The organism is Geobacter anodireducens, from assembly GCA_001628815.1.
Lineage (GTDB): Bacteria > Desulfobacterota > Desulfuromonadia > Geobacterales > Geobacteraceae > Geobacter > Geobacter anodireducens.
The window spans coordinates 600,361-625,852 of the sequence record CP014963.1 but is presented as its reverse complement, the minus strand read 5'-3'; the positions used below and the strand labels follow the sequence as shown (position 1 = coordinate 625,852).

Sequence of the window (25,492 nt, the reverse complement as noted above, 5' to 3'; positions counted from 1 at the left end):
CCGGCGGCTTCAGGCCGGTGCATTTACGTGGTTGGAAACTTTCTCTAATATTACATTTTTAAGGGCTGACTCAGCCTCTTCTCAATGGAGCCAGAAACAATTAAATTGATTTCAAGACGATGTCCAGGTTTGGATCATTCAAGAAAGCTTGGAAGCCTCCGGCCCATACCGCAGCTTTAGAAGATGGGACAAGAATCCAGTCAGTGCCTGGTCCCCTTCTGAGATTTCCGGGGTTTCCGAAAAAGTCTATTCGAATCATATGTATTAATTCGATGAGCTTTCTATCGATCGAGGACAAGAAGGTTGGTGCAAATTTATCGACGATTATCACCTTTAAGCCTGGATTCGCTAATCTCGCTTCCTTTAGCCACTTGTTCACGTGAATGTCTCCCATTCCATATCCCGCAACAATCACGTACTCACTTTCCATCAAATCATGTCCGAGGCTTGAATAATAGTAGTTGAATGGAAAGCTTTGGAGTCTTGCGAGCTTATTAAGGCCCGTCACCACTGCGGAAAGCTTAACTTCACCACCATCCATTTGCCTATCACCAGAACTGTTTGCTTCGCAATGTTTCAGAGCCTCTTCTCGGTTTTCAAACCAAGCAAGTTCCCCAATCTCAAAATTATTATGATGCCTCAAAGAGGGGTATCCCAGCCGGATCGATCCATGTAGCTGAAACACTGACGAAATGGAGCTGTTTGAAAAATACTCTTTTTTATTGAATTTACCGTTATCCCGTTTTTCGAATCCGTTGTACAAATCCGGTTTAGCCTGTAACACGTAGTCGTCATAATTCAGGCTATAGATTCGTAAGGTATGCGCACTTGTCATGTTGTTCAGAAAATTTGAGAAAGGGGCAACGGAGAAAGCGGGCGTATCACACGCTTTGGAAATGATCTCGTAAACGTAATATAGGTATCTTTGACCAAGCGCTGTGAGCTTGGCTGAATCTAAGATGCCGTTGTTTTTGATTTCTATGAACGGTTGGATTAAGTACCGAAATTCATCAAATGCGGATGTTTGGACTACGTATGAGGCTTGGGATAATTCATCGATTACATGGTAGATTTGCTCGAAATGTTCGCCTCCTGGATTTATCAAAAACGATTTCAATGTGTTTCTGATCAGCTTGTATGTTTCATCGGCTTTGTTATGGAGTACCCAGCAATCATTCAATATTTTAACTTCAAGTTGCTCGGTCAACTGCGGCGTTGATGGAACTCCGTATTCTATCGATGCACCAGCACCTAATAACATGCACACTTTTGACATTGCTTATTCCTCTGCTCCTTTTTAATCTTCCAACGGGGCTGAGGCTGACCCGCCTTCGGCGGGTCTTGCCGATGGTTATGTCATCATGGCCCCTCTGTTTGTGCGGGACTAGCAAAAAAACCGGTGTGGATAATATATTTTTGACCGCACTCGACACAAGTGAAGGTAACCCCGGACTCAATCAAGTGCGAGCCTAAAAAATTCGAAGTTTTGCAGTTTGGGCAGATATATTCTGTCTCTCTTATTTTCCATATTGCTCCATTCTCGCTATCTTCTATTAAATCAAAAACTGCACCGCATGACTCATCGGGGCATACAATGTAGCTTTTGCTTTTTAAAGCATGCGCGTTTCTTTTGATTTTCCGGCCACAGACGCAACTGACGGTGTGAAATATCCCAAAGTTACTGATGAGCGTTGTCTCCCGACAGTATTCCTCGACTCTTGTTGCAGCTGAATTCAAAAATGAGTGCATTTTAGGCAAATCTGGGCGTGTTTCGGTCATTGGTGCGTGTAGATACGATCCGATTTTGTGGTAATACTGCCTCAACAATTTCCTATTTACAGCTTTGTAGCGCCCGACATGTAACGCCGGTCCATGGCTGCCATCCGGCCTTTCCGCTGCCATTGTCATTGTATAATCATGCTCGATATAAGGATCACATTCTATAAGTGCATCAATAATTTTCTTTGGCTGCCAGTGTTTCAGAAGCTCATCCGGCAATTCCTCTTTGTATGATGGTAGCAATTTGTAGAACATCAACTCGATAGCCATTCGAATTTCGAGTGCAGCATATCTCAGACTTGCTTCATCTCCAGCCGTCATTAAATTTCGCGCCGCGGCTATATGATCCATAGAGGCTGAGAAAAGCATAATTTTTATCTCTCCATCATCTTCCCTGACATAACTCAGTATTGACCGGTTCACGCGCGCACGCGCGTGAACCGGTGATCCACCCAATTGGAACATTTCTCCGACTGTGCTCGGCTACTCACGCCGCATTTAGCATAAAATCCACATGCACCGCATCAAAGGGGAAGACAATCAGGCCTTCCCCGGTTTTCTGCAGTATCCCGGCGTTGAGCAGCACGTGCACATCGGTATGGACCGCCTTCACATCTCTTTTCATCCGGCGTGCCGCCTCGCGGATCGTCATGGGTCCCGCGCCAGTCATGATTTTAAGCAGATCCTAGGGGTCCACTAGGGGACATAGTTGATTTGTTTGACTTCCCCTTCGCTACTCAACTAATCAACTACGTCCCCTTAGACCGTCCGGTTGTTGCACCGCAGTCACGTGTAAAGACGATGACTTTCAGCTTGTTGTTTGGCGAGTAAACTACTTGCGTCTGGTCGTTAGCGCACAGATCCGGGAAATGTGCTTTGAGGAACCAGACACATCCTGACACGGCAGTCACGAGCAAGACACAAATACCTATTAACGATCTTCTTCCATAACGCCATGTTTTTAGGAAACCTCTAACGGCTATAGGCTGACCCACGGAGCGTTGGCGGAGATGGGTCTAGCCGGGGGGTGGGCGCTCCTTACTACTCCAATTTTCTTGAACTTTCTCCTTCTATTCACTATTGTTGGCCCTCTTCCAACAAGCTAATCAAGGCTTGCTTCAACTCCTTCAGGATATAGGCGAGGGAAATAATACCCCACCAGTGATGCCGGGAAACCGAGCATTACGGGCCCTTTTTCCGAGCCGGAGACTAAATAGTTTTTTCCCAATAGACTGCTGACAACCCTACGTGCCGAGCGTTCTGGCATTCCGATAATGCTGGGTATTTCCCCACGAGGTATTTCTCCTCGTAAAAATACATCTCGTAGTAAATGACCAGCTTCAGGCTTCAATTCACCAAAAGAAACTTTACGATCTACGATTGCTTGTATTCGTTTCTGCATGCCATCAAGGTCCAGAAGGCCAGCCATAAAGTCAATTTGATCAATCGCGATTTTAAGGAAAAATTTACAAAATCCGAGCAATCCGGCTTGCGTTAAGTTCCCACGGCCATCAAGGTCTCCTCTGCGGGGTTGATCTGCACCGGCTAATGCAGCTAGATACTCTTCACGATTTCTTGCGAAACCGCGGGAAACTGTCCACAACCCGTGACCATCTATTTTTGCCTTTTTAAGGTATGCATGAGTCACAAGACGAGTAACTCGCCCATTTCCATCCAAAAATGGGTGAATCCACGCAAGCCGGTGATGAGAGGCTGCCGTTGCAATAACTTGATTCAACCCTTTTAGTCTGTGAGGATCGTAGACCTCTTCGAATCTTTTCATAAAAGCATCTAAGTATTCTGATTTGGGCGGCAAATGTCTCCCAACCTCAACCTCCAATACTCTTGTTTCTCCAGGAATTACTCGTTCAGTTTTTCCATCTGCACGTTGTACTACAAGGTACTCCTCCGGCATACGCTCATAAAATTCTTTATGTATCCAGCACAAAAATCTTTTACTTGTAATGACTATTTCCGGAGCATCCTCGATTCTAGATTCAATAGATTTCTGCACTTCTATATGTGCTTTACTTTCCAATTGTCTTGCTCGTTTTGCAGGGTCTTTCGAGAAGTCTTCACGCATAGCACGGTCGATATCCACAGGGTGGGTGTTATGCCCTTCTATTAAATTGGAGTAGTAGCTGTTCATCTTTCTTACCAACTCAACGATTCCCCTACGGGTGACAGGGTGAACAGCGGCGCTAATAGCGGCAGACTTTCGGATAACCTCAATTGCCAAATCGCCCAACTCTCCCGTGGAGTCAGAAGGCATCATTGGCTCCATCTCTGAAATATTTGTATAAAAACCATCTTCCATGTTGGCCTCCGGATACTGGCCGATTTTTTGGCCGATATCGAATACAGTTATTTTAATTAGTTTGAGACTAGTTTAGCATGGCTTCGATAAAATATGGCCGGTTTTTTGGCCGCTAGTCATAACCTATAAAAGCAATTAGAAGCAAGCTGTTACAAAATATAGTGCGTCAATATTAGTCAATATTTTGGCCGATTATTTTGTAGTGTATTTTACCAAATAAATAAATGGAAAATTTCATTTTTTGATTTTATGGCCGATATTTTGGCCGATCTTACGGAATCTCGAAACAAAAAAGGATCTATTCGGTCAATCATTCACAGAATCTTCAAAAAGAGAAAATGATTTATTATCAGCATGGCCTTGTCGCCCCTCGAAACTGTAGCAGGCCCCCAAGGCTGGCAACATCCCCCAGCACCGTGTTATGCACTGTTCAGCTTTTTACCGACGCGGCACCGCAACGCCTTGCCTCTCGGAAAATTACCGATGGCACCACGCGGATATAGATCAACTCGCCAACCAGTTCCACCAGTGTCTGGGTGACAATGACGGCAGGCACCACAACCCACGTGTCCGGCAAGGCCAGCGCAAGGGGGAGCACGACCAATGAATTGCGGGTTCCGCTGCTGAAAATCAGAGCTCTTCCCGCCTGTGTGTCCAGGCGAAACGCACAGGCCACCAAGCGGCTGAGAACCGGCATGACGGCCATGAATGCGATGTAGATCGGGATGACGTGCACTACCAGGGAAAGATGCTCTCCGATTCTGCCCAGTTGAGAGGCCACAACGAGCAGGAGAGTCAGCGCCATGAACGGCACGGGAAGCCACGCCGTTGCCTCAAGCCAAAGTGCGCCGCTGCGACGGCGCTTGGCCCAGAACTCGGTTGTCAGAGCCAGGCCGAGAGGCAAAACGATGAGAAGGAAAAATGCCTGTAGAAACGGGTCAGCGCTCATTACCCGTGCCGCCTCGTCCCCCATGAAAAGCCACAGATACACGGGCAGCAGGAGCATCTGGGCGAGGAGCAGCAAGGGTGTCGAGGCAAGAACGAGCCGGGCGTTTCCGCGACCGAGATGGGTAAAGATGATGACGTAGTCAATGCAGGGCGTGAGCAGAACGAGATACACTCCGAGCAGTAACGGTGGGGATTGAGGCAACAGGCGCGACAACAACCAGACGAGCACGGGAACGACGATGAAATTGACCGTCAGCAACGCTGCCGTGAAACGCCGATTCGCGAATGCCTCACGCAGGTGAAGGAATGGAATCTGGGCAAACATGCCATAGAGCAGCACCGCCAGAACAGGGGTGATTGCAGACTCTAGGCGTGCGCCGAAGGCGGGGCGCCACAGCCCAAGCCCCGCCCCGACAGCCAAGGCAGCGGCGTATAGCCAGATTTGGTTCTCTTCGAGGCGCTCTCTAGACACTGTGCTTTCCTGAAGCGCTCAGCTCCCGTCACTGAACGGTTCATGCGCGTGCGTACATGATGAACCGCTGATCTGCCCGACGGCATTATTATCCGGCAAAAAACCCTTCCCACCGGCTACTCACGCCGCATTCAGCATAAAATCCACATGCACCGCATCAAAGGGGAAGACAATCAGGCCTTCCCCGGTTTTCTGCAGTATCCCGGCGTTGAGCAGTACGTGCACATCGGTATGGACCGCCTTCACGTCCCTTTTCATCCGGCGCGCCGCCTCGCGGATCGTCATGGGCCCCGCGCCGGTCATAATTTTAAGCAGGTCCCAGCGTTTGCCAGAAATCACCCTGAACAGGAGTTCCGGTGACTCAAAACTGATGACATCCCCCTGAGGTTTGCCTTCGAATGCCCGCAAGAATCTTTGACTAATTTTTTCGCGGGAAGAAATTTCCAATGTTACGGTACGCATATCAGGACCTCCATTCGTCCACATCTTTCCAGAAATCGTCCAGCAGATCCTGTGGTGTGGTGAAACGATACGGTAGTTCTTTTTCGCCAATGTGCTTGTGGTCGCCCTTGCCGGCCTCATTGTCATAACGCAGCACGCACAGGCCACCGACAATAAAGGCCAGTCGGTACTTGAAAGAATGGGCGCTGCCGGAAAGGGGCGACGGCACACGCCACACCACCATCTCAACAAACGCATTGTCAGACAGGATATGACGTTCGTTCAGCAAGAGCGTTGCATTCATGTTGGAGAGAATAACAACAGCATCGTGTGTTGTCAACATCGACAACACAGAACGTTTTCGCCTCACCTCCTCCTCAGCAGATTGAGCCGCCGGCAGACGTCGAGGACGATTCCCTTCGGTGTGTGGTGGCGGGCTAGGAAGGCCCGCACCTCCTGTTGATACGCTGCGGGTTGTTCGGCAAAGCCGGGGAGTTTGGGACGCCGCTAAGGCACGTAGTTGATTTGTTGACTAATCCTCCGCGACTCAACTACGTCCCCGTAGACTTCCCGCGTTAGATGTGGGGCCTGAGCTTACTCTTGCCTGACTATATCGACCGAAATCTCTATCGCCGGAATAGTTCCTCTGTTCTCAAGCCAGTGAGTGGTGTTCCTGTCCTCGGGCCAGCCCACTCCCGGCCCATAGTCCGTAGCGACTCCATTTCGATGGTCAGTGATCGTTCCTTGCAGTATGTAGACGGTGCCTGGTCTGTCTCTATGGTCATGAACCGGGCCGAAGACGCCTCCTGGTTCGATAGTCACCATACGCATCCGAAGTTGGCGTCCTGCCATGCCCTCAATTTCAGGGCCAAGGTCAACCGTTGCAAGTACCTTCACCGTGACACCTTTCGTCTCTGGTGCCGCCAGTTCGTTGCCCATTGTATTCTCCCCTTTGTCGTACGGCATGGGGGTCTGCTAGGGAGCGCGGCGGAAACAGCAGCACCCGAGAGGCGGAACAATCCTTTGCTTGTAAATGTGAATATACAGAAGGGCACCCACGCCTCTTCCGAGCCCATCCTCAAGCCGGCTTGATGTTCTGGTTCATCCGGAAGAAGTTCGTGGGATCGTACTTCTTCTTAAGCTCCACCAACCGGTTGTACGTCGTGCCGTAGGCAAACGCCACGCGGCCACCCTCGTCCTGGGTGAGAAAGTTGACGTACGCGCCCTCACTGGCGAACGGCTGTGACGTGGAGAAGAATTCGCGCGCCCATGCGATGCAGCGATCATCGTCGTCGGCCGACTCCCAACGACAGTGCACGTTCATCACGTAATTGGCGTTCCGGCTCGAATAGGCCATCGTCTCGGGCGCAACGCGTGTCGTCTGGGCGCCGATTGTGCCGATGAATATCTCGGTCTGGTCCGTCGGCAGCGCGCCGGCGTATTTGATGACAGTGTCGATCAGGCCGTCGCTGAGCTGCACCAGGTTGTGCGACTTCCAGTAGTTGCGCGAACCCGGCGTCAGGAGGGGATCGAACGCCTTCTCCCAAGCGGTGAACGGCTGCACCCCGACGTGTTCGCCGAGCACCATCCCGAACGAGCGCAGCGGCGCGATGAGCTTCATCCCCGCGGCGGGGTCATCTGTGTAGAAGATGGCGAGCGCGACCATCTCTTTCCCGTGGACGTCGGCAGGCAGGAAAGGGAGCGGCGGCGCCTTTCGGGTAATCATCCAGACGTTGAGCTCGTCCGGCATCGTCTCGGTGAAGCGGGCAAACTGCGTGATCACGTGCTTCGCCTGGTCGAACGGGAAGACGATGAGCCCGCTCAGCACATCCGGCCCCACTGGATGGAGTTGGAACTCGAAGCTGGTGACGATGCCGAAGTTTCCACCGCCGCCGCGCAGTCCCCAGAACAGGTCGGCATTCTCCGAATCGCTGGTGTGTACCCGCCTGCCGTCAGCCGTGACGACATCCGCCGAGAGGAGGCTGTCGACGGTCATGCCGTACTTCCGGCTCAACCAGCCGAAACCGCCGCCAAGCGTCAGGCCGGCCACCCCAGTGGTCGAGTTTATGCCCAGCGGCGCGGCAAGGCCGTGCGCCTGCGCGGCCGCGTCGAAGTCGGCCAGGGTGCAGCCGGGCTCGACGGTCGCCCGGCGGGCAACAGGGTCCACCCGGACGCTCTTCATCAGCGAGAGATCAATCATCAGGCCGCCATCGCAGACGGCATTGCCAGCGATGTTGTGCCCCCCGCCGCGAATCGATACGAGGAGGCTATGCTCGCGGGCGAATCCCACTGCGGTGATGACGTCTTCAGGCGAAACGCAGCGGGCAATCATCGCGGGTCTGCGGTCAATCATGGCGTTCCAAATCTGGCGCGTCTCGTCGTAGCTCGTGTCGCCCGGCAACAGCAGTGGGCCCCGCAGCCGTGTCCTCAAAGAGTCGATCGTGTCCGGTTTCAGCTCGATCTCGCCACCATTCAACGTTTTCGCCTTCATGTTGGCCTCCCAGTGAGTGTCTTTTCGACTTCTGTCTTTGCTGTATCACGCGACGAACGGGGCGGACTGTCAGGTGATTACTGTCTCTGTACAGCCTTGTTGTGCTTCAGCGCTCATATTCAATCAACTGTGACCTTGCCTCAATTAGCTTCTTCTAAATACTGAACAACTCAATGCGTTGTGCTAATATTCTGCGCGATTCACTACCACCGTCAATTAAATCTAGCTCTTGTAATATATTAATGATTTTGTCTCTTGTGTCTTTGACAACATGTTTCACATCATTGACAAGAATGGATTCTGATAAAATATTACTGGCTATATATTCGAGGATAATAGCAGCAATCGCATTTGTGTATACAATGCCATCTACTTTGTGAAGTGAGATAAAATGGTCAAATTTATTCATGTCAAAACATTGATCCAATACCGAGAGATTCGGATGAACGTGCTTAGAAAGTAACTCGTATATCATTTCATAAAATTCAAGTTCACTTTTTGATTTAGTTAATTTTATTACTTGATAGTTATTAATAGTAAGCTTCACTTCTTTTCCTGATTTTATGCCGATAGCTATCTTTTTTGATTTGATACTTCCATCAGCATTCAATGGGTATCGATAGGTTCCACTATCCAATCCTAATGTTGCAAACAGCATCTCCTCCGCTTCTTTTGGGTTAGAGAGAGCATAGAGTATATAAATATAGCTTTCGTACATGGTACGTAACAGCGCAAAGACGGTATCAGGCATTGAGTTCTGTGTCAGTAATCGAATGCTTCTTAATACTTTCATGGACTTAGTGATATGAAACTTTATCATAAATTCCACTGGCCCAGTGCTTGGAGCAATATTATTTGCATATTTGTCAAGCACAAGACCATATGCAAAAATGAGATGTTCGATATTTGCTTCCAATTTAGTTATGAAAGACGTTATAGGATTAGCTTCTATTGACCCATTATTAAATTCTGTTATGGCATCATTCCATTCCTCAATCTCAACATCTGTTAACTTATTGATATTCTGTTGTGACACCAATAACCCGGTCTTCTTGCAAGCATACGCAATAGCTGAATCTATACCAGCAGCTTCCATTGCTTGATCAAGATCGTTGTCATAGTCAGTATCAGACACCAGATACTTCCCCAATAACAATGGATCATCTTGAATCGAATCTCTTCCAAAGACGTCAAAGAACTGCTTTCGTGATTTGTGAAATTCTTCAATTAGCTCATCGGAGGCTGAAACAACTCGGCAGATATTTCCATCCTCGTCCCTCGCCCAGGTAAAATCCTTTTTCCGACAACACCTTTTGTACTTCTTCTTGCTCCCACATGGGCACAATTCGTTTCCAGAAATTTCTTTATTCATGATCTTTTCCATTATCAGAGCTCAACTCAGTATTGAGCGGTTCACGCGCGCACGCGCGTGAACCGCTCATCCACCCAAACGGAACACTTCTTCCCGCACCTCGAAACTGTAACAGGCCCCCCACGGTTGGCAACACCCCCCGGCGCCTCACCTCCTCCGCAGCACAGTGAGCCGCCGGCCGGCGTCGAGGACGATGCCTCCGGGGTGCGGTGGCGGGCGAGGAAGGTCCGCACCTCCTGCTGATATGCTGCGGGTTGTTCGGCAAAGCCGGGGAGCTTGGAGCTGATGAAGTCGTCTTCGTCCGTGAAGAGGAAGCCGACCCGGAAGAGAACCGTGTCCCCCACGGTCCAGCCGGGGAGGGCGTGCATGGCGCGGATGGCGGCTTCCTGGGCGGGGCGTTCGTCGCCGCTGCCGGCGCCGAAGCGTTCCTTGGCCTCGGTGAAGGAGCCCCCCTCGCCCGGCTCCACCACGACCACGGCGCCGCCGGGGCGCACGAGTCCGGCGGCGGTGGCGAGACTTTCGTCCATTTGATGGAGGGGAACATGGTGGAAGGAAAGGGTGTAGATGACGATGTCGAAGGAGGCAGGGGGGAAGCTGAGGACGCCGTCGGGCATGGGGAGGAAGCTGACGTTGGCGGCGGTGACGGCTGCCCGGGCCTGTGCCAGGGCGCGTTCGTCCGGGTCCACGGCCACGACCCGGGCGGCGTGGCGCGTCAGGTCGCGGGTGATGCGGCCGGCGCCGCAGCCCACTTCGAGGACCTCTGCGCCCCGCAGGTCACAGTGGCTGGTGATGGTGCGGATGTACTCGCCGGTGGGGTCCTGGATCATGGGAGTCCTCCGTTCACACATTTTACAGAAAAATTACGCGGGCGCCGGTGGAGAAGGGGTAAAATTTACCCAATCGAGCCGTCCCCGCCTGACGGAAAACTCATGGATCACGGAGGATCCCATGAACGTTCTCCTCGTCTACCCCCGCTATCCGGATTCCTTCTGGAGCTTCCGCCACGCCCTGAAATTCGTCGGCAAGAAAGCCGCCTTCCCGCCCCTGGGGCTCCTGACCGTTGCTTCCCTCTTCCCCGACACCTGGCAGGCACGCCTGATCGACCAGAATGTCCGGGAAGTGACCGATGCCGATCTTGCCCGTGCTGATCTCGTTTTCGTGAGCGCCATGACCATCCAGCGGGATGCGGTGCGGGAGATCCTCGGCCGCTGCCGGCAACTGGGGGTCACCACGGTGGCCGGGGGCCCTCTCTTCACTACCGCGCCGGAGGAGTTTCCCGAGGCGGACCACCTGGTGCTCAACGAGGCTGAGCTCACCCTCCCGCGGCTTCTGGACGACCTGGCCATGGACCGCGCCCAGCGTATCTATACTACCGAGGCACGGGCCGACGTGACCCGAACCCCGCTGCCACGGTGGGATCTCCTGGACATCCGGGATTACGCGGCCATGAACATCCAGTATTCCCGGGGCTGCCCCTTTGACTGCGAGTTCTGCGACATCACCCGGCTCTTCGGCCGCAGGCCGCGCACCAAGGGCCGGGAGCAACTGGCGGCGGAACTGGACAGCCTCCATGCCCGCGGCTGGCAGGGGGGTGTTTTCTTCGTGGACGACAATTTCATCGGCGACCGGGCAAAGCTGAAACGGGAAGTGCTTCCCGCCATGATCGACTGGCAGGAGCAGCGGGGACGGCCCTTTTCTTTCTTCACCGAGGCCTCCATCGACCTGGCCGACGATCCCGAGCTCATGGGGCTCATGGTGCGGGCGGGGTTCACGGAGGTCTTTGTGGGCATCGAGACCCCCCACGACGAGGGGCTCCACGAGAGCGGCAAGGTTCAGAACCGCAACCGCGACCTGCTGGACAGCGTCAAACGGATCCAGCGGGCGGGGCTCCAGGTGCAGGGAGGGTTCATCGTCGGCTTTGACAGCGACCCGGAGACGATCTTCGAGCGGCAGATCCGCTTCATCCAGGAGAGCGGCATCGTGACCGCCATGGTCGGAATGCTCACCGCCCTGCGGGGGACCAGGCTTCACCGGCGTCTTGCGCAGGAGGGACGGCTGCTGCGGAACGCCTCGGGCAACAATACCGCCATTGCCCTCAACTTCGTCCCCCGGATGCCGGCGGATGCGCTCGTGGGCGGTTACCGGAAAATCCTCGACACCATCTATGCCCCACGGCACTACTACCGCCGGGTCATCACCTTCCTCACGGAGTACCGGACCCCGCCGGGGGGGTTCCAGCCGAATCCGGCCCGACTGCGGGCGTTCCTGGCGTCGGTGGTGTTGCTGGGGGTGATCGGGAGGGAGCGCCTCTACTACTGGAAACTCTTCTTCTGGTCACTGGCGAGGCGGCCACGGCTCTTTCCCCTGGCGATCACCCTGGCCATCTACGGCTTTCACTTCCGAAAGGTGGCGGAGAGCATCGGTGCCACCGGCATGTTCGAGGAGCAGGAATGCGTCGAGTGAGTCGACGGGGCGCGGTGCGCCTTACCGCAGCGTCACCACCGTGGCCCCCTCGCCCCCTTCGAAGGGCTCGCCGGGGCGGAATTCGAGCACCAGGGGATGGCCGTCCAGGTATTCGCGCACGGCCCGCATCAGGCGCCGGTCCCCTTGCCGTGGACGATCCGCAGCTCGCCGTATCCTTCCAGGGAGGCGTGGTTCAGGAAGGGCTCCAGTCGCGCCAGGGCGTCGTCCACCCGCAGGCCGATCAGGTTGATCTCCCGGGGGGTCTCCGTGTCCGGCACCGGTTTCCTGCCCGAGCCGGTGCGGATTTTGGCCTCGGTGGCCTTGCCCCGGCGCGGGGACACGTCCGTGGCCGCCACTTCCAGCTCCATGGCGCCGGCCCGCACCCGGAGCCGGCCGCTGCGGCGGTCCACGGCAGTGACGGTGCCGTCATGGCCGATGGCCTTGACGAAGACGGTGTCACCCTCGCGGGCGGCATCCAGGGAAAGGGTCTCCTCGGGGTGGAACTCCTGGAGCTTGGCCTCCACCGCGGCCTCGGCCTCGTCGATCTTCTTCCGGGCCTCCCTGCTCTTCTCCCGGCGGGCTTCTTCGATGATGGCATTCACGTCCCGCCGGGCGGCCCGGACGATCTCCTTTGCCTCCTGGAGGGCCTTCTCGGTTGCCTCGCGCCGCCGGGCCTCGGCCTCGGCCAGCCGCTCGCGGGCGATGCGGGCCTTCTCCTCGGCATCGCGCCGGAGTCGTTCCGCCTCGGCCAGGGCCTCTTCGTGGCGCCGGCGCTGGTCCTTGAGCTCGGCCAGCAGTTCGTGGAATTCGGTCTCCATGCGGGAGAGCATGCCGGTGGCCACGGCCACGACCCGGTCGGGAAGGCCGTAGCGGCGGGCGATCTCCAGGGCGTGGGACTGGCCCGGCTCTCCCACGGTGAGGCGGTAGAGGGGGGTGAGGGTCTGGCGGTCGAACTCCATGGAGGCGTTGACCATGCCGTCCCGCTTGTGGACGAAGCCCACGATGTCGGTCAGGTGGGTGGTGGCGATGACCAGCGCCCCCTTGTCCTGCAGGTCGGCCAGGACGGCGCAGGAGATGGCCGCCCCCTGGACCGGCTCGGTGCCGGTGCCCAGTTCGTCCAGCAGCACCACGGTCCGGCGGTCGGCCCGCTCCAGGATGCCGGCGATGTTGGAGACGTGGGCCGAGAAGGTGGAGAGGCTCTGCTCGATGGACTGCTCGTCGCCGATGTCGACCAGAAGGTCGGAGATCAGGGGGAACGACGAAGTGGAAGCCGCCGGTACCGGAATCCCTGCCAGGGCCATCAGGTGAAGGAGGCCGGTGGTCTTGAGGGAGATGGTTTTGCCCCCTGCGTTGGGCCCGGTGATGACCATGACCTGATTCGCCACATGCGAATCAGGACGTTCAGCGCCCCCCAGCCCCAGGTCCAGCGGCACCACCCGGCCGGTCCCCCGTTTCCGCGCCATGAGCGCCAGGAGCGGGTGGCGCCCCTCCCGGACCCGGATGAACCGGGCGTCGGTGATCTCGGGGGTCTCGGCGCCGAGGGAATCGGCGAACAGGGCGATGCCGTTCAGCACGTCAAGCCGGACCAGGATGCGGAACTGCTCCTCCAGGCCGTCGGCATCCTGACGGATCATCCGGCAGATGGTCCGGACGATGCGGATCATCTCGGCCTTTTCCTCGGCCACCAGGTTTTCCAGCTCGTTGGCCAGGCCGATGATCTCCAGGGGCTCCATGAAGGCGGTCTCGCCGGAGTTGGAGACGTCGTGCACCACGCCGGGGACCATCCCCTTGGAATCCATCCGCACCGGGATCACCCACCGCCCGCCCCGCTGGGTGATGAAGTCGTCCTGGAGGAAGGTGGCGACCCCGGTCTCCCGGACGATCTCGGCCAGCCGCCGCCTGATCCGCTCGGTGAGATGGCGCTTCTTCTGGCGCAGGTCCGAGAGGAGCGGCGAGGCGGAGTCGAGGATCTCCCCCTCGGAGTCGATGGAGACCTCCAGCTCGTCCAGAAGATCGGGGAAGCCGGTCAGGGTGCCGGCCAGTTCCCTCAGCAGGGGGATGTCGGTCCGGTAGGCGAACTGCTTGGCAATGGCGGTCATGGTCCGCAGTATCGGGAACAGGACCACCAGCTCCGTGGGGTCCAGCACCGCGCCGTCGGGACGGACCGCCGCCAGCAGCGGCGCGATGTCCTCGAAGGAGCGGAGGGAAAGATCGATCCCCAACTGGCGCAGCCGCCGGATCTCGTCCACCTGGCCGAAGCGCCGGACAATGGCCTCACGGTCGTCCAGGGGCCGGATCAGGGCGGTTTCTCCCCGCGTGGCGTCGCTGTGGGCGTAGCCCGACACGGCCGAGAGTATTTTATCGAATTCAAGGGTGCGGAGGGTTTCGGTTCTGATCATTGCTGATTGTCCTTCTCTGGGTCGTATTTCGTGGTGGCCCGCCGTTTCCGCCGCGCCTTCTGCTTCCGGAGCTTCTCGACCCGGGCGTCCCGGGGGCTCTCCCCCTTGTTGAGCCGTTCGATCCGCTCAAGGATCTCGCGCCGGGCCAGAAAGCGGTTCACGGACTGGCTCCGGTCCTTCATGCACTTCACTTCGATGCCGGTGGGGCGGTGACGGATCTGGACGCAGGTGGCGGTCTTGTTCACGTGCTGCCCGCCGGCGCCGGAGGAGCGGACAAAGGTCTCCTCCAGGTCCGCCTCGCTCACCCCCAGCTCGGCCATCTTGTCCCGAAGCCAGCGGTTTTTCTCTTCGCTCACGGCAAAGGTCGGCGTTGCCACGGCTAGGTCCCTTCGGCGTCATCGAGCCGGTAGAGCCGCCGCTGGCGCTGCTCCAGGTAGAGCCGGGCCAGGAGCGGCCCGGCCACGGCCATGAGGATGAGGACACAACCAGACAGTTCGCGGGGAGTGAGCCGCTCGCCCAGGATGGAGACCCCGAACAGCATGCTCCAGACCGGGTCAAGGGTATAGACCAGCCCCGCCTTGGTGGGAGTGGTGAAGCGCTGGTAGGCGTTCTGGAGGGTAAAGCAGATCACCGTGGGAAAGAGGGCGCAGTACGCCAGGGACCAGGCCCCGGCCCGGCCGATGGTGAACTCCGGCCAGGGGAGGATCAGGCAGAGGACGAGCCCCACGGCGGCAACGGCAACGAACTGCACCAGGGTTACCAGATAGACGTCCTCGTCCCGCAGCACCCGGGACACGGCAATGATGTGGATGGCGATGAACAGGGCGCAGACCGTGGAGAGGAGGTCGCCCCGGTTGAACCCCTCGGCCCCGCCGCTGGCCAGGGCCCAGAGGCCGACCACGGCCAGGGCGATGCCGCCGAAGGTTACCCGGTCGACCCGCTCGCGCCACAGGGCGAACGTGAGGAGCGGGATGAAGAGGACAAAGAGGTTGTTCAGGTACCCGGCCCGGGAGATGGTGGTGCCCGACACGCCGAGGACGAAGGTGAGGTTGACCGCGGCAAGGGCCAGGCCGACCACTGCCCCGCGCACGGCGATGTGGCGGTTGAGGCGTGCCAGCCGCGGCAGACAGACCACTCCCATGAGGAGCGCCGCCAGGGCGAACCGGAAAAAGAAAAAGTGGACCGGAGGCACCTCGCGCATCCCGATCTTGTTGAAGAGGAAGCTCCCCCCCCACATGAGGGTGGTGAACAGGAGGATAGCCGTTACCTTTGCGTGCGGCGGTGCCGCGGTCTGAGCCTGGATCATCCTGCTATTAAAGAACGGCGCCGCCGGTCAAGTCAACAGACAGTTTGCGCTTTTCCCGAGGGGGCGATTGCGCATCCGGCCGCAAGTGTTAGACTTATCTAACTACTCGGACCGTATGAAAAAAATAGGCGGAAGGAAGGGACGAGCGATGATTCCGATAATCGATCCCCGCATCGGGGCGTATCTGGACGGCCTCCTGCCCGAAACCGACCCGGTGGCGACCGCCATGGAGCAGTTGGCCCGCGAGCGGAGTATTCCCATCGTGGACCGGCAGACGGGGCGTCTGCTCTATCTGCTCGCACGGATCAAGCAGCCCCAGTTGGTGGTGGTGCCCGGCGACGGCCTCGGCTGCGCCAGTTGGTGGTTCGCCCGGGCGATCAGCATCAGCAGCCGGGTGGTGATGATCGACCCCGACCGGGACAACGTGGAGCATGCCCGCCGCATGCTGCAGGACAGCGGACTCATCGACCGGGCCGACCTGCAGGTCGGGGATCCCCTGGGGATCGCCGCCGGCCAGCGGGACATCGACATCCTGCTCATGGATTGCGACGTCTTCGACGGGGCGGACGTGTTGGAGCGGATGACCCGGTGCCTGGCAAAAAATGCCCTGCTCATCGCCGTGAACGCCCTCCGGCGCGGCGCGGTTGCCGAAGGCCACGAGACCCCGGAGACCGCTGCCTGCGGGAGTTCAACCGCCACCTGTCCAGTCGGCGGGATTTCTTCACCACCATCGTGCCGGTGGGAAACGGCGTGCTCCTGGGCTACCGGCTCAGTTGAAAGAAAGGTGCGCATCATGCCGATACGGTTGCTGTTCGTTCTGGTCATTGCCTGCACCCTGGCCGGCTGCACCCGGCAGGTCATCAGCCGGGAGTCCCTTCTTCTGGCGGAACGGAGCCTGTCCTTTGCCGTGGTGCGGGAGAACCCACACGCATACGTGGGGCGCCACCTCCTGCTGGGAGGGGCGGTGGCCGAAACGGCAAACAGGCCTGAAGGAGCAGAGCTGGAAGTGGTCCAGTTTCCCCTGGACTCCGACGACCGGCCCCAGGAAAAACGCGGGTCAGAAGGGCGCTTCCTCGCCCGTAGCAGCGAATTTCTCGATCCGCTGATCTTCAGCAGGGGAAGGCTCGTGACCCTGGTGGGAACGGTGACCGGCGTGACGGAACGGCGCCTCGACGGCACCAGCTACCGTTATCCGGTGATTGCCATCAGGGAGATGTACGTCTGGAGACCTGAGGATCCCTATGCCCAGCCGGCGGTGCACTTCGGCATAGGGGTGGGGGTAGGGTTCTGACCGCGGCCGGGGCCGCAGGCAGCGCTATTTCACGACGACCTTGTTCTTGCCCGTGTACTTGGCCTGCATGAGGCACTCGTCGGCCAGGCGGACCAGTTCTTCGAGCCCCTGGTCCACGTCGGCGCCGAGAAAGCCCTGGGCAACGCCGATGCTGGCGGTGACCGGCACCATGCGGGCGCTCTCCTCCTCGATGCTGCGCCGCAGGTTGTCGGCCACGGTCCGGAGCGACGCCGGGTCCACCGGCGACAGGTAGACCACGAATTCGTCTCCGTCATAGCGCCCCACCACGTCGGAGCGGCGCAGGTGGGCGGTGATGGTTTCCGCCACGAGCTGCAGGATGCGGTCGCCGGTCTGGTGGCCGTAATTGTCTCCCACCAGCTTGAAATAATCCAGATCGATGAGCATGATGCCCACGTTGCTGCCGCTGCGCTGGGCCGCGTAGGCGAGGGGTCCCACGGTCTTGAAGAACCCGGCCCGGGTCATGACCCCCGTGAGGGCGTCGAAGTGGGACTGGGCTGCCAACTGCCGCGCCTCGTTCCAGAGCCGGAACAGGGCCTCGCCCAGCAGTTCCGTTTCCGCGGTGGCCAGGCCGCAGGAGCCGATGCCGTCGATGAAGCGGCGCAGGTAGCGGCCGTAGCCGATATCGGCACGATCTTCGCCGGCAGCGTCTTTGGTCAGGCGGCAGAGGCTCGCAAAGGCGGGGTGCAGGAGATAGAGCTGCAGTCGGAAGCCGAGCAGGCAGGCCGACTCGGAAGAAGGGACCTCGGTGTAGCGCTCCACCTGCTCGTCGATGCTCTTGCCGATCATCTCCAGCTCTTCGAGGGTCTCGGCCGGTTTGTAGATGATGAGCGGCAGGGGCTCGCTTCCGCCCCCGGCCCGCAGGCGCTCGTACACGGTGCTGTGGTTGCGGGTCTCGCCGGCAACGGTCTCCCAGAAGCGCCGTGCGTCGTCGCTGCCGGCATCCGCCGCAAACATCCTGAAAACTGATGCGGCCTTGCGTTCAAGCTCCAGGCATGCTGCAACGATATCGTTCAGAATGTCGCCGGACATGCGGCACCTCCTGCCTCGGGGAAAATCGGCGGAACCAGCGTCGGATTGAGTATACGCTCCTGGCCCGATTATTTCATTAGAATTCTGAGGCGACGCGATTAAAAAATTCGACGTATATTCAGCAGTTGAACACTGCGTGCAGACGTACTAACGGCCTACCCCTGCAGTTTCAGGCTCAAGTATTCCGGTTCAGTGGGCCTCGCTCCAGTTGCGCCCCACGTTCACGTCAACCCGCAGCGGCACCCGGAGGGTCGCCGCATGCTCCATCTCGTGCTGCACGAGCCGCTCCATGGCGGTCCGTTCCCCCTCCGGCACCTCGAAGACCAGTTCGTCGTGGACCTGCATGATCAGGCGGCTGGCGAGCCCCTCCCGCCGCATCCGCTCCGTGACCCGCACCATGGCCGCCTTGATGATGTCAGCGGCCGAGCCTGGATGGGGTAGTTGACGGCGTTGCGCTGGGCAAAGGCCCGGATGTTGCCGTTGTTGCTGGCAATGTCCGGAATGGGGAGCCGCCGCCCCATGAGGGTGGTCACGTAGCCCCTGGCCTCGGCCCCGGCCACGCAGCCGTCCAGAAAGGCCCGGGCACCGGGGTGGCGGGCGAAGTAGTTGTCGATGAACTCTTTGGCCACCTTGGTGGCGATCCCCAGTTGCTTGGCCAGGCTGAAGGCCCCCTGGCCGTAGATGACCCCGAAGTTGATGGCCTTGGCCTGGCGCCTCATCTCGGGCGTCACCATCTCCGGGAAGAGGCCGAACACCTCGGCCGCGGTCCGGGTGTGGATGTCCTCGTCCCGGGCAAAGGCGTCGCAGAAGACCCGGTCCTCCGAGAGATGGGCCAGGACCCGCAGCTCGATCTGGGAGTAGTCGGCCGAGAGGATCAGGTGTCCCTCCTCCGCGATGAAGGCGCGCCGGATCTTCCTCCCCTCGTCGGTGCGGACCGGGATGTTCTGCAGGTTGGGCTCCGAAGACGAGAGCCGCCCGGTGTTGGTGACGGTCTGGTTGTAGGAGGTGTGCACCCGTCCGCTGGCCGGTTGCACCAGCCTGGGCAGGGCATCGGTGTAGGTGGACTTGAGCTTGGCGAGCCCCCGGTACCGGAGGATGGCTGCGGCGATCTCGTGCCCGGCCTCGGCCAGCCGTTCCAGCTCCTCCACGTTGGTGGACCAGCCGGTTTTGGTCTTGGTCTTCTTCCCGGCCGGGAGCTTCATCTTCTCGAACAGCACCTCTCCCAACTGCTTGGGCGAGTTGAGGTTGAAGGGCTCGGGCGCGAGCGCCATGACCTGCTCCTCCAGAGCCGTCAACTGGCTGCCGAGCCCGGCGGAGAGCTCCGCCAGCAGCGCCAGGTCCAGCTTGACCCCGGCCGTCTCCATCTCGGCCAGGATCGGCACGAGCGGCATCTCCAGGTCGAAGAGCAGGCGCTCCATGCCGGCCTCGGCCACCCGGGGCAGGAAGAGCCGGTGCAGGAGCCAGGCGGCGTCGGCATCCTCGCAGGAATAGGTGGCGGCCTTCTCCACTGGCACCCGGGCAAAGTTCAACTGGTCCTTCCCCTTGCCGGCCACCTCCTCGTAGGAGATCATCCGGTGGTCCAGGTGCTCCACCGCCAGGGAGTCGAGGCCGTGGCCCGACCGGACCGGGTTGATCAGATAGGAGGCGACCATGGTGTCGCACCAGACCCCGGCCATGACGATGCCGTGACGGCGCAGCACCTGGTAGTCGTACTTGAGGTTCTGCCCCACCTTGCGCACCTCGGGTCGGTGAGGAGCGGCCGCAGCCCCTCCAGCACCAGTTCGCGGTCGAGCTGGGCCGGGGCGCCGTCATAGACGTGCCCCACCGGGATGTAGCAGGCCTCGTGGTCCCGGAGCGACAGGGAGATGCCCACGATGTCCGCCTCAAGGGGATTGAGGCTTGTGGTCTCCAAATCCACCGAAAAGACCCCGGCCCCGGCGAGGTCGGCAAGCAGGGTGCGGAAATCGGCCTCCGCGAAAATGGTGCGGTAGTGCTCGGTAGTCAGGGTGGCCTCGCTGGTCAGCTCCTTCATGAGGGTGGTGAACCCGTATTCCTTGAAGAGCTCGGCCAGCCGGCGATTGTCGGGAGTGGCCACGGCAAAGGCGTCGAGGTCGAAGTCCAGGGGCACGTCGCGGACAATGGTGGCAAGGCGCCGGGAAAGCCGGGCCTGATCCGCAAACTCGCGCAGGCGCTCGCCGGTCTTTCCCTTTACCTCGCCGGCCCGCTCCAGCAGGGCGTCCAGGGAGCCGAACTCCTGGATCAGTTTCGTGGCGGTCTTTTCGCCGATGCCGGGGACGCCGGGGATGTTGTCGGAGGTGTCGCCCGCCAGGCCCAGGATGTCGATGACCAGTTCGGGACCGACGCCGAAGCGCTCCACCACCTCGGGAATGCCGGAGACCCGGTCCTTCATGGTGTCGAGCAGCCGGATGCGGTCGCTCACGATCTGCATCAGATCCTTGTCGCCGGTAACGACCACGGCCTCCATGCCCTGCTCCTCGCACCGCCGGGCAATGGTGCCGATGATGTCGTCGGCCTCGTAGCCCTCCAACTCCAGAACCGGGATGCTGAAGGCCCGGACCATCTCCTTGATGGGTCCGATCTGGGGGACCAGGTCATCGGGCATGGCGGCCCGGTTCGCCTTGTAGTCGGGATAGATCTCGGTGCGGAAGGTGGTGCGCCCCTTGTCGAAGACCACGGCCAGGCGGCCGGGATGGTGGTCCTTGATGACCTTGAGGAGCATCTGGGTGAAACCGTAGAGCGCGTTGGTTGGGAAGCCCGCCGGCGACGACAGGTGCCGGATGGCGAAGTAGGCCCGGTAGATGTACGAGGAGCCGTCGATGAGAAACAGCGTGTCGGTCGCCATCTATGCCTCCTCCGTTTCGCGGGTGAAGATGAGAAACGCCATGGAGGGGCGACGGCTCGCCTCGCGCATGGCGAACTGCATCCCGTCGAAGCGCCACCCCCTGGCGGTCCATTCGTTGAGGGCCTCCTCGATGACGTCCTCCGTCACGGTCCCGATCTCCACCACCTTGTATGTGAGCACAGCGCACCTCTTCCGTTTTTTGGGTCGCATGGTAGCCCAGAATCCCCCCCGCTTCAAGGCTGAAATGGGAGCGAGCCCCGGCCGACAAGACCTTAACTCATTAAAATAACTATAGAACTTTAATCTTGCGACAATTGCATCTCCCCTGGCCCATGGTATCATTGTGTCAGCATCGGGAGGAGGCCCGATGCCGTGACGCTCCCCCCTCAACCGGCTCGCCCCGGGCGGGTCCGCCAGCCACGCGAGGTGCACGGTATGATGATGGAAAAGCAAACGGAAATGATCGAACAATTGGCCGAGGATGCGGAAGTTGCACTCTCCACGGACTACGAGCGCAAGGACCTCAAGGAGCGCCGTTCGGTCGCCAAGAGCAGCCTCTACGACGGCTCCAAAAAGCTCAAACACAGCGTTCCCAAAGGGAAACGGGTATAAGTACTCACGGGCTCACGTGAATAGGTGAACAGAGGGGGGGAGGCGCCGGCAGCGGAGGCCTCCCCCTTGACTTTGAAAAACGGGTGATTATGTTGTGATCAGATCGAACACATCACCACCAAGGAGGTGCGCAGTCATGGCAATCGTCAAGTACAGCCCGTTTCGCGACATGATGAATATGCAGGAGCAGATGAACCGGCTCCTGGATCTGGCCTGGAGCAAGCAGGGCGGGGAAGAGCTGCGGGAGGGGGCCTGGCAGCCCCCCGTGGACATCTTCGAGGATGAAAACGCCGTGGTCATCAAGGCCGAGCTGCCCGGCATCGACCAGAAAGACATCGAGGTGCGGATCGAGGACAACACCCTCACCATCCGGGGCGAGCGCAAGCACGAGGAAGAGGTCCGCAAGGAGAACTATCACCGGGTGGAACGCTACTACGGCGGCTTCCAGCGGAGCTTCTCGATCCCGGCCACCATCGATCAGGAAAAGGTCAGGGCCAGTTCCGACAAGGGGGTCCTCACCATCACCCTCCCCAAGCGGGAGGAGGTGAAGCCCAAGCAGATCACGGTTGAAGTGACCTGAGCATGGGGCGGGCGGGGGGTGCCTCCCCCCGCTCGTCGAGGAATTCGATCAGGTCACGGGAAGAAAGGGGAGGGGCGATGTGATACCCCTGGACCACGTCGCAGCGAAGCGCCGCCAGGAAGGCGAGTTGTCCGGCGGTTTCCACCCCTTCCGCCACGACATCCAGATTCAGCACGTGGGCCAGGGCGACGATCGCCTCGGCAATGGCGGCATTGTCCTGGTCCACGGTCACTTCTTTGACAAAGGTGCGGTCGATCTTGAGCCGGTCGATGGGAAAGTGTTTCAGGTAGCTCAGGGACGAGTAGCCGGTACCGAAATCATCGATGGCGAGCGACACCCGCATCTCCTTCAGCTTCCGCAGAATCCCCTTGGCCGTCTCGGAGCGTTCCATGATGACGCTCTCGGTAAGCTCCAGCTCCAGACAGCGGGGGTCGAGTCCCACATCCGCCAGCACGGCGGCCACCATGGCGCAGAACCCGTCGTGCCGGAACTGCCGCGCCGACACGTTCACGGACACGCGCAACTCGGTGTGGCCCAGCTCGTGGAGTGTCCTGAGCTGTTCGCAGGCCGAGCGCAGGACCCACTCGCCGATCGGCACGATGAGCCCCGTCTCCTCGGCCAGGGGAATGAAACGGGCCGGCGACACCATGCCCAGTTCCGGCGAATCCCACCGCAACAGCGCCTCCACCCCGACAATCCGGCCTGACCCGATGCCGAGCAGCGGCTGGAAGTGCAGGAGAAACTCCCGGCGCTCCAGCGCGCGGCGCAGGCTGGTCTCCAGGGTCAGCCGCTCCATGGCCCGGTGGTTCAGCTCGCTTGAATAGAACTGGTAGCCGTCACCCCCGAACTCCTTGGCCTTATGCATGGCCATGTCGGCATTCTTGAGCAGGATGTCGGCGCTGGAGCCGTCCGTCGGATAGATGGCGATGCCGATGCTGGCGGTGCAGAAGATGTCGTTGCCCTGGATGACGATGGGCCGGTTCAACTCCTCCACTATCTTGCGGACCACCGCCACCACGTCCTCTTCGTGCCCCACCCCCGGCAGGATCACCACGAACTCGTCGCTCCCCAGCCGCGCCACGGTGTCGCTCTCCCGGATGCTGGAAGCGATCCGCCCGGCCACGCTGGAGAGGAGGAGATCGCCGCAGGCATGGCCGAGGGAATCGTTCACACCCTTGAACCGGTCCACGTCCAGGAGCAGGACCCCGAAGCCGCCCCCCTCCCGCCGCGCCTGGGACAGCAGTTGACTGATGCGGTCCCTGAGCAGGGTCCGGTTCGGCAGCCCCGTGAGCCCGTCGAAGTAAGCCAGTTGCTGAATCGCCTCCTCGGCCCGCTTGCGCTCGGTGATGTCGAGGATCGTGCCGACGATGCCGCCGATGGAGCCGTCGGAATTGCCGAATACCGTCTTGCTGAAGATTATGTCGCGGAGGCTGCCGTCCGTGTGAACCATGGTGCTGTCGTAGCTTTCCACCCCGCCGGTGGCGAGCAGCTTGCGGTCCACGGCATCGCAGATGCGCGCCCGCCCCTCCGCGCCGATGTCGAAGACCGTCTTGCCGACAATCTCCTCGCGCGTGCGTCCGATGAACGATTCCAGGGCGGAGTTGCAGCCGAGATAACGCCGGTCGGCGTCCTTGTAGAAGATGGGATGGGGGATGGAATCGATGAGGACCTGGAGGAAGTGGAGCTGCTCGCGCCGGGCCTGCTCGGCCCTGGTCCGCTCCAGCTCGGCCGAGGCCCGGGACGCGAAGATCCGGAGCATCGTCTCGGCCAGCTCGCTGTCGCCCAGCGGCCGGCGGCTCAGGACCGCCAAGGGCCCCAGCACGTTGCCCGCCGCATCGGTCAGGGCGATGCCCGCGTACCCCTGGACCCCCATGGCCATGGCCAGATGGTCCAGGGGGAACAGGGTGCAGACCCCTTCGGGAGCGCAATAGTAGGCATCCAGAACCACCCGTTCGCAGGGAGTGCCCACCAGATCGAATTCGAGGGGCTCCGCCTCCTGCCCGTCGGCACGGAAGGCAACGGTCTTCACCCTCATGGCCTGCCGGTCGCTGAATTCGGCAATGAAGGCGTACTCCACGTCCAGGGCCCTGGTGAGATGCTCCAGCAGGGAGTGGAAAAACTGATCGCCCACGGCGGCCGATACGCCGAGAACCATCTCGTGGAGGGTTTCCTTCAGATTGATATTCTTGCGCAAGGGCATGACGGACTCGATGCTGCCACGGGAATATGGTTTCTTATCGGCAGATCGGTCCGCGACTTGAGGCGGAAAACGAGCCTCACCCGGCGTCGGCGTTCATGGAGCCGGTGCGGTATCCCTCCAGGTCCACGGCCACATGGGCAAAGCCGGCATCCCTGAAGAACGCCACAATGCGGGGACGCAGGGAAGGATCGAACAGCCGCGGGATTTCCTCCGGTGCCGTCTCGATCCGGGCGGTGTCGCCATGGAACCTCACCCGGTAGACGCGAAAGCCGTTCCCCCTGAGGAACTCCTCGCAGGCACCCACCATCCGGAGCCGCTCGGGCGTGATCTCCGTTCCGTAGGGGAAGCGGCTCGACAGGCAGGCAAAGGCCTGCTTGTCCCAGGTGGGAAGGCCCAGTTCGCGCGACAGGGCCCGGATGTCCGCCTTGGTGAGCCCCGCCTCCACCAGGGGACTGCGGACCCCCAGTTCGCCGGCCGCGGCACGGCCGGGGCGATAATCGTCCAGGTCGTCGCAATTGCTGCCGTCAGCCACCCAGGCGAGTCCCAGCTCCGCTGCCGTGCGGCCGCAGAGGCCGAAGAGCTCCTTCTTGCAGTGATAGCAGCGATTGCGGGGGTTGAAGGCGAACCCGGGGATTTCGAGCTCATTGGACTCCACCACCACCTGCCTGGCACCCATTGACCGGGCGAGTTCGACAGCCTCCCGGAACTCCGACTCCGGATAGGTGGGTGACGTGGCGGTGAACGCAACGGCCTTGTCGCCCAGAAGGTCATGGGCCACCCGGAGCAGGAACGTGGAGTCGACCCCTCCGGAAAAGGCGACGAGCACCGACCCCATCTCCCGGAGGATGGCCTTGAGTCGTTCATAGTTCAGATGCGTTCGTTCCATCGGACACCTCAAAAAAAACGCC

17 protein-coding genes and 5 pseudogenes are annotated in these 25,492 nt (G+C 59.5%); 5 read left to right on the top strand and 17 right to left on the bottom strand.

Annotation, left to right across the window (positions count from 1 at the left end):
* Positions 1–100: 100 nt before the first annotated feature.
* The 9 genes and pseudogenes from A2G06_02970 to A2G06_02930 all read right to left on the bottom strand — a co-directional run bounded on the left by A2G06_02970 (position 101) and on the right by A2G06_02930 (position 10,647).
* Positions 101–1,261 (bottom strand): hypothetical protein, encoded by a 1,161-nt coding sequence (locus A2G06_02970; GenBank protein ANA39512.1) that lies wholly within the window; start codon positions 1,259–1,261, stop codon positions 101–103.
* Between the two features lie 1,005 nt (positions 1,262–2,266).
* Positions 2,267–2,464: pseudogene (locus A2G06_02965) on the bottom strand (transcriptional regulator).
* Between the two features lie 2,062 nt (positions 2,465–4,526).
* Positions 4,527–5,516, bottom strand: a complete 990-nt coding sequence (locus tag A2G06_02960) for an arsenic resistance protein (protein ID ANA39511.1) — start codon at positions 5,514–5,516, stop codon at positions 4,527–4,529.
* Between the two features lie 120 nt (positions 5,517–5,636).
* On the bottom strand, positions 5,637–5,978 hold the full coding sequence (locus A2G06_02955; protein ANA39510.1) for a transcriptional regulator: 342 nt from the start codon (positions 5,976–5,978) through the stop codon (positions 5,637–5,639).
* Position 5,979: 1 nt separating this feature from the next.
* Positions 5,980–6,261 carry a hypothetical protein gene (locus A2G06_02950; GenBank protein ANA41578.1) on the bottom strand — a complete coding sequence of 94 codons (282 nt, stop codon included), beginning with the start codon at positions 6,259–6,261 and terminating at the stop codon, positions 5,980–5,982.
* A 290-nt stretch (positions 6,262–6,551) separates the two neighbouring features.
* On the bottom strand, positions 6,552–6,896 hold the full coding sequence (locus A2G06_02945; protein ID ANA39509.1) for a cupin: 345 nt from the start codon (positions 6,894–6,896) through the stop codon (positions 6,552–6,554).
* Between the two features lie 139 nt (positions 6,897–7,035).
* The gene (locus A2G06_02940; GenBank protein ID ANA41577.1) at positions 7,036–8,418 is read right to left on the bottom strand and encodes an FAD-linked oxidase; all 1,383 of its coding nucleotides are present in this window, start codon (positions 8,416–8,418) and stop codon (positions 7,036–7,038) included.
* Positions 8,419–8,602: 184 nt separating this feature from the next.
* Entirely contained in the window at positions 8,603–9,820 is a 1,218-nt protein-coding gene (locus tag A2G06_02935) for a hypothetical protein (GenBank protein ANA39508.1), read from the bottom strand.
* Between the two features lie 147 nt (positions 9,821–9,967).
* Positions 9,968–10,647 (bottom strand): annotated as a pseudogene (locus tag A2G06_02930) (SAM-dependent methyltransferase).
* 121 nt (positions 10,648–10,768) lie between these two features.
* Here A2G06_02930 and A2G06_02925 point away from each other — a divergent pair.
* Positions 10,769–12,283 (top strand): B12-binding domain-containing radical SAM protein, encoded by a 1,515-nt coding sequence (locus A2G06_02925; protein ANA39507.1) that lies wholly within the window; start codon positions 10,769–10,771, stop codon positions 12,281–12,283.
* A gap of 21 nt (positions 12,284–12,304) precedes the next feature.
* Here the strand turns inward: A2G06_02925 and A2G06_02920 are convergent.
* From A2G06_02920 to A2G06_02910, 3 genes and pseudogenes are all read right to left on the bottom strand, one after another.
* Positions 12,305–14,682 (bottom strand): annotated as a pseudogene (locus tag A2G06_02920) (DNA mismatch repair protein MutS).
* Entirely contained in the window at positions 14,679–15,059 is a 381-nt protein-coding gene (locus A2G06_02915) for a peptidyl-tRNA hydrolase (GenBank protein ANA39506.1), read from the bottom strand. Before A2G06_02915 ends, A2G06_02920 begins: the two are co-directional and overlap by 4 nt.
* A 2-nt stretch (positions 15,060–15,061) precedes the next feature.
* A complete protein-coding gene (locus A2G06_02910; protein ANA39505.1) occupies positions 15,062–15,988 on the bottom strand; it encodes a hypothetical protein in 927 nt (308 codons plus the stop codon).
* A 148-nt stretch (positions 15,989–16,136) separates the two neighbouring features.
* Here A2G06_02910 and A2G06_02905 point away from each other — a divergent pair.
* Positions 16,137–16,765, top strand: a pseudogene (locus A2G06_02905) (SAM-dependent methyltransferase).
* Between the two features lie 16 nt (positions 16,766–16,781).
* The gene (locus A2G06_02900) at positions 16,782–17,279 is read left to right on the top strand and encodes a hypothetical protein (protein ANA39504.1); all 498 of its coding nucleotides are present in this window, start codon (positions 16,782–16,784) and stop codon (positions 17,277–17,279) included.
* Between the two features lie 24 nt (positions 17,280–17,303).
* On the opposite strand, the gene A2G06_02895 is transcribed toward A2G06_02900, so the two are convergent.
* The 3 genes and pseudogenes from A2G06_02895 to A2G06_02885 form a co-directional block, all read right to left on the bottom strand.
* Positions 17,304–18,329: a diguanylate cyclase gene (locus A2G06_02895; GenBank protein ID ANA39503.1), complete on the bottom strand. Its 1,026-nt coding sequence runs from the start codon at positions 18,327–18,329 to the stop codon at positions 17,304–17,306.
* Positions 18,330–18,518: 189 nt separating this feature from the next.
* Positions 18,519–21,192, bottom strand: a pseudogene (locus A2G06_02890) (DNA polymerase I).
* Complete coding sequence (locus A2G06_02885) at positions 21,193–21,372, bottom strand: hypothetical protein (protein ANA39502.1); 180 nt, start codon at positions 21,370–21,372, stop codon at positions 21,193–21,195.
* A gap of 258 nt (positions 21,373–21,630) precedes the next feature.
* Here A2G06_02885 and A2G06_02880 point away from each other — a divergent pair, with 258 nt between their 5' ends.
* A complete protein-coding gene (locus A2G06_02880) occupies positions 21,631–21,804 on the top strand; it encodes a hypothetical protein (protein ID ANA41576.1) in 174 nt (57 codons plus the stop codon).
* 136 nt (positions 21,805–21,940) lie between these two features.
* On the top strand, positions 21,941–22,384 hold the full coding sequence (locus A2G06_02875) for a molecular chaperone (GenBank protein ANA39501.1): 444 nt from the start codon (positions 21,941–21,943) through the stop codon (positions 22,382–22,384).
* Here A2G06_02875 and A2G06_02870 read toward each other — a convergent pair.
* Together A2G06_02870 and A2G06_02865 are read right to left on the bottom strand one after the other, a co-directional pair.
* Complete coding sequence (locus A2G06_02870) at positions 22,365–24,584, bottom strand: diguanylate cyclase (protein ID ANA39500.1); 2,220 nt, start codon at positions 24,582–24,584, stop codon at positions 22,365–22,367. The genes A2G06_02875 and A2G06_02870 overlap by 20 nt on opposite strands.
* A 76-nt stretch (positions 24,585–24,660) precedes the next feature.
* Positions 24,661–25,470: an adenine nucleotide alpha hydrolase gene (locus tag A2G06_02865; GenBank protein ANA39499.1), complete on the bottom strand. Its 810-nt coding sequence runs from the start codon at positions 25,468–25,470 to the stop codon at positions 24,661–24,663.
* Positions 25,471–25,492 lie beyond the last annotated feature (22 nt).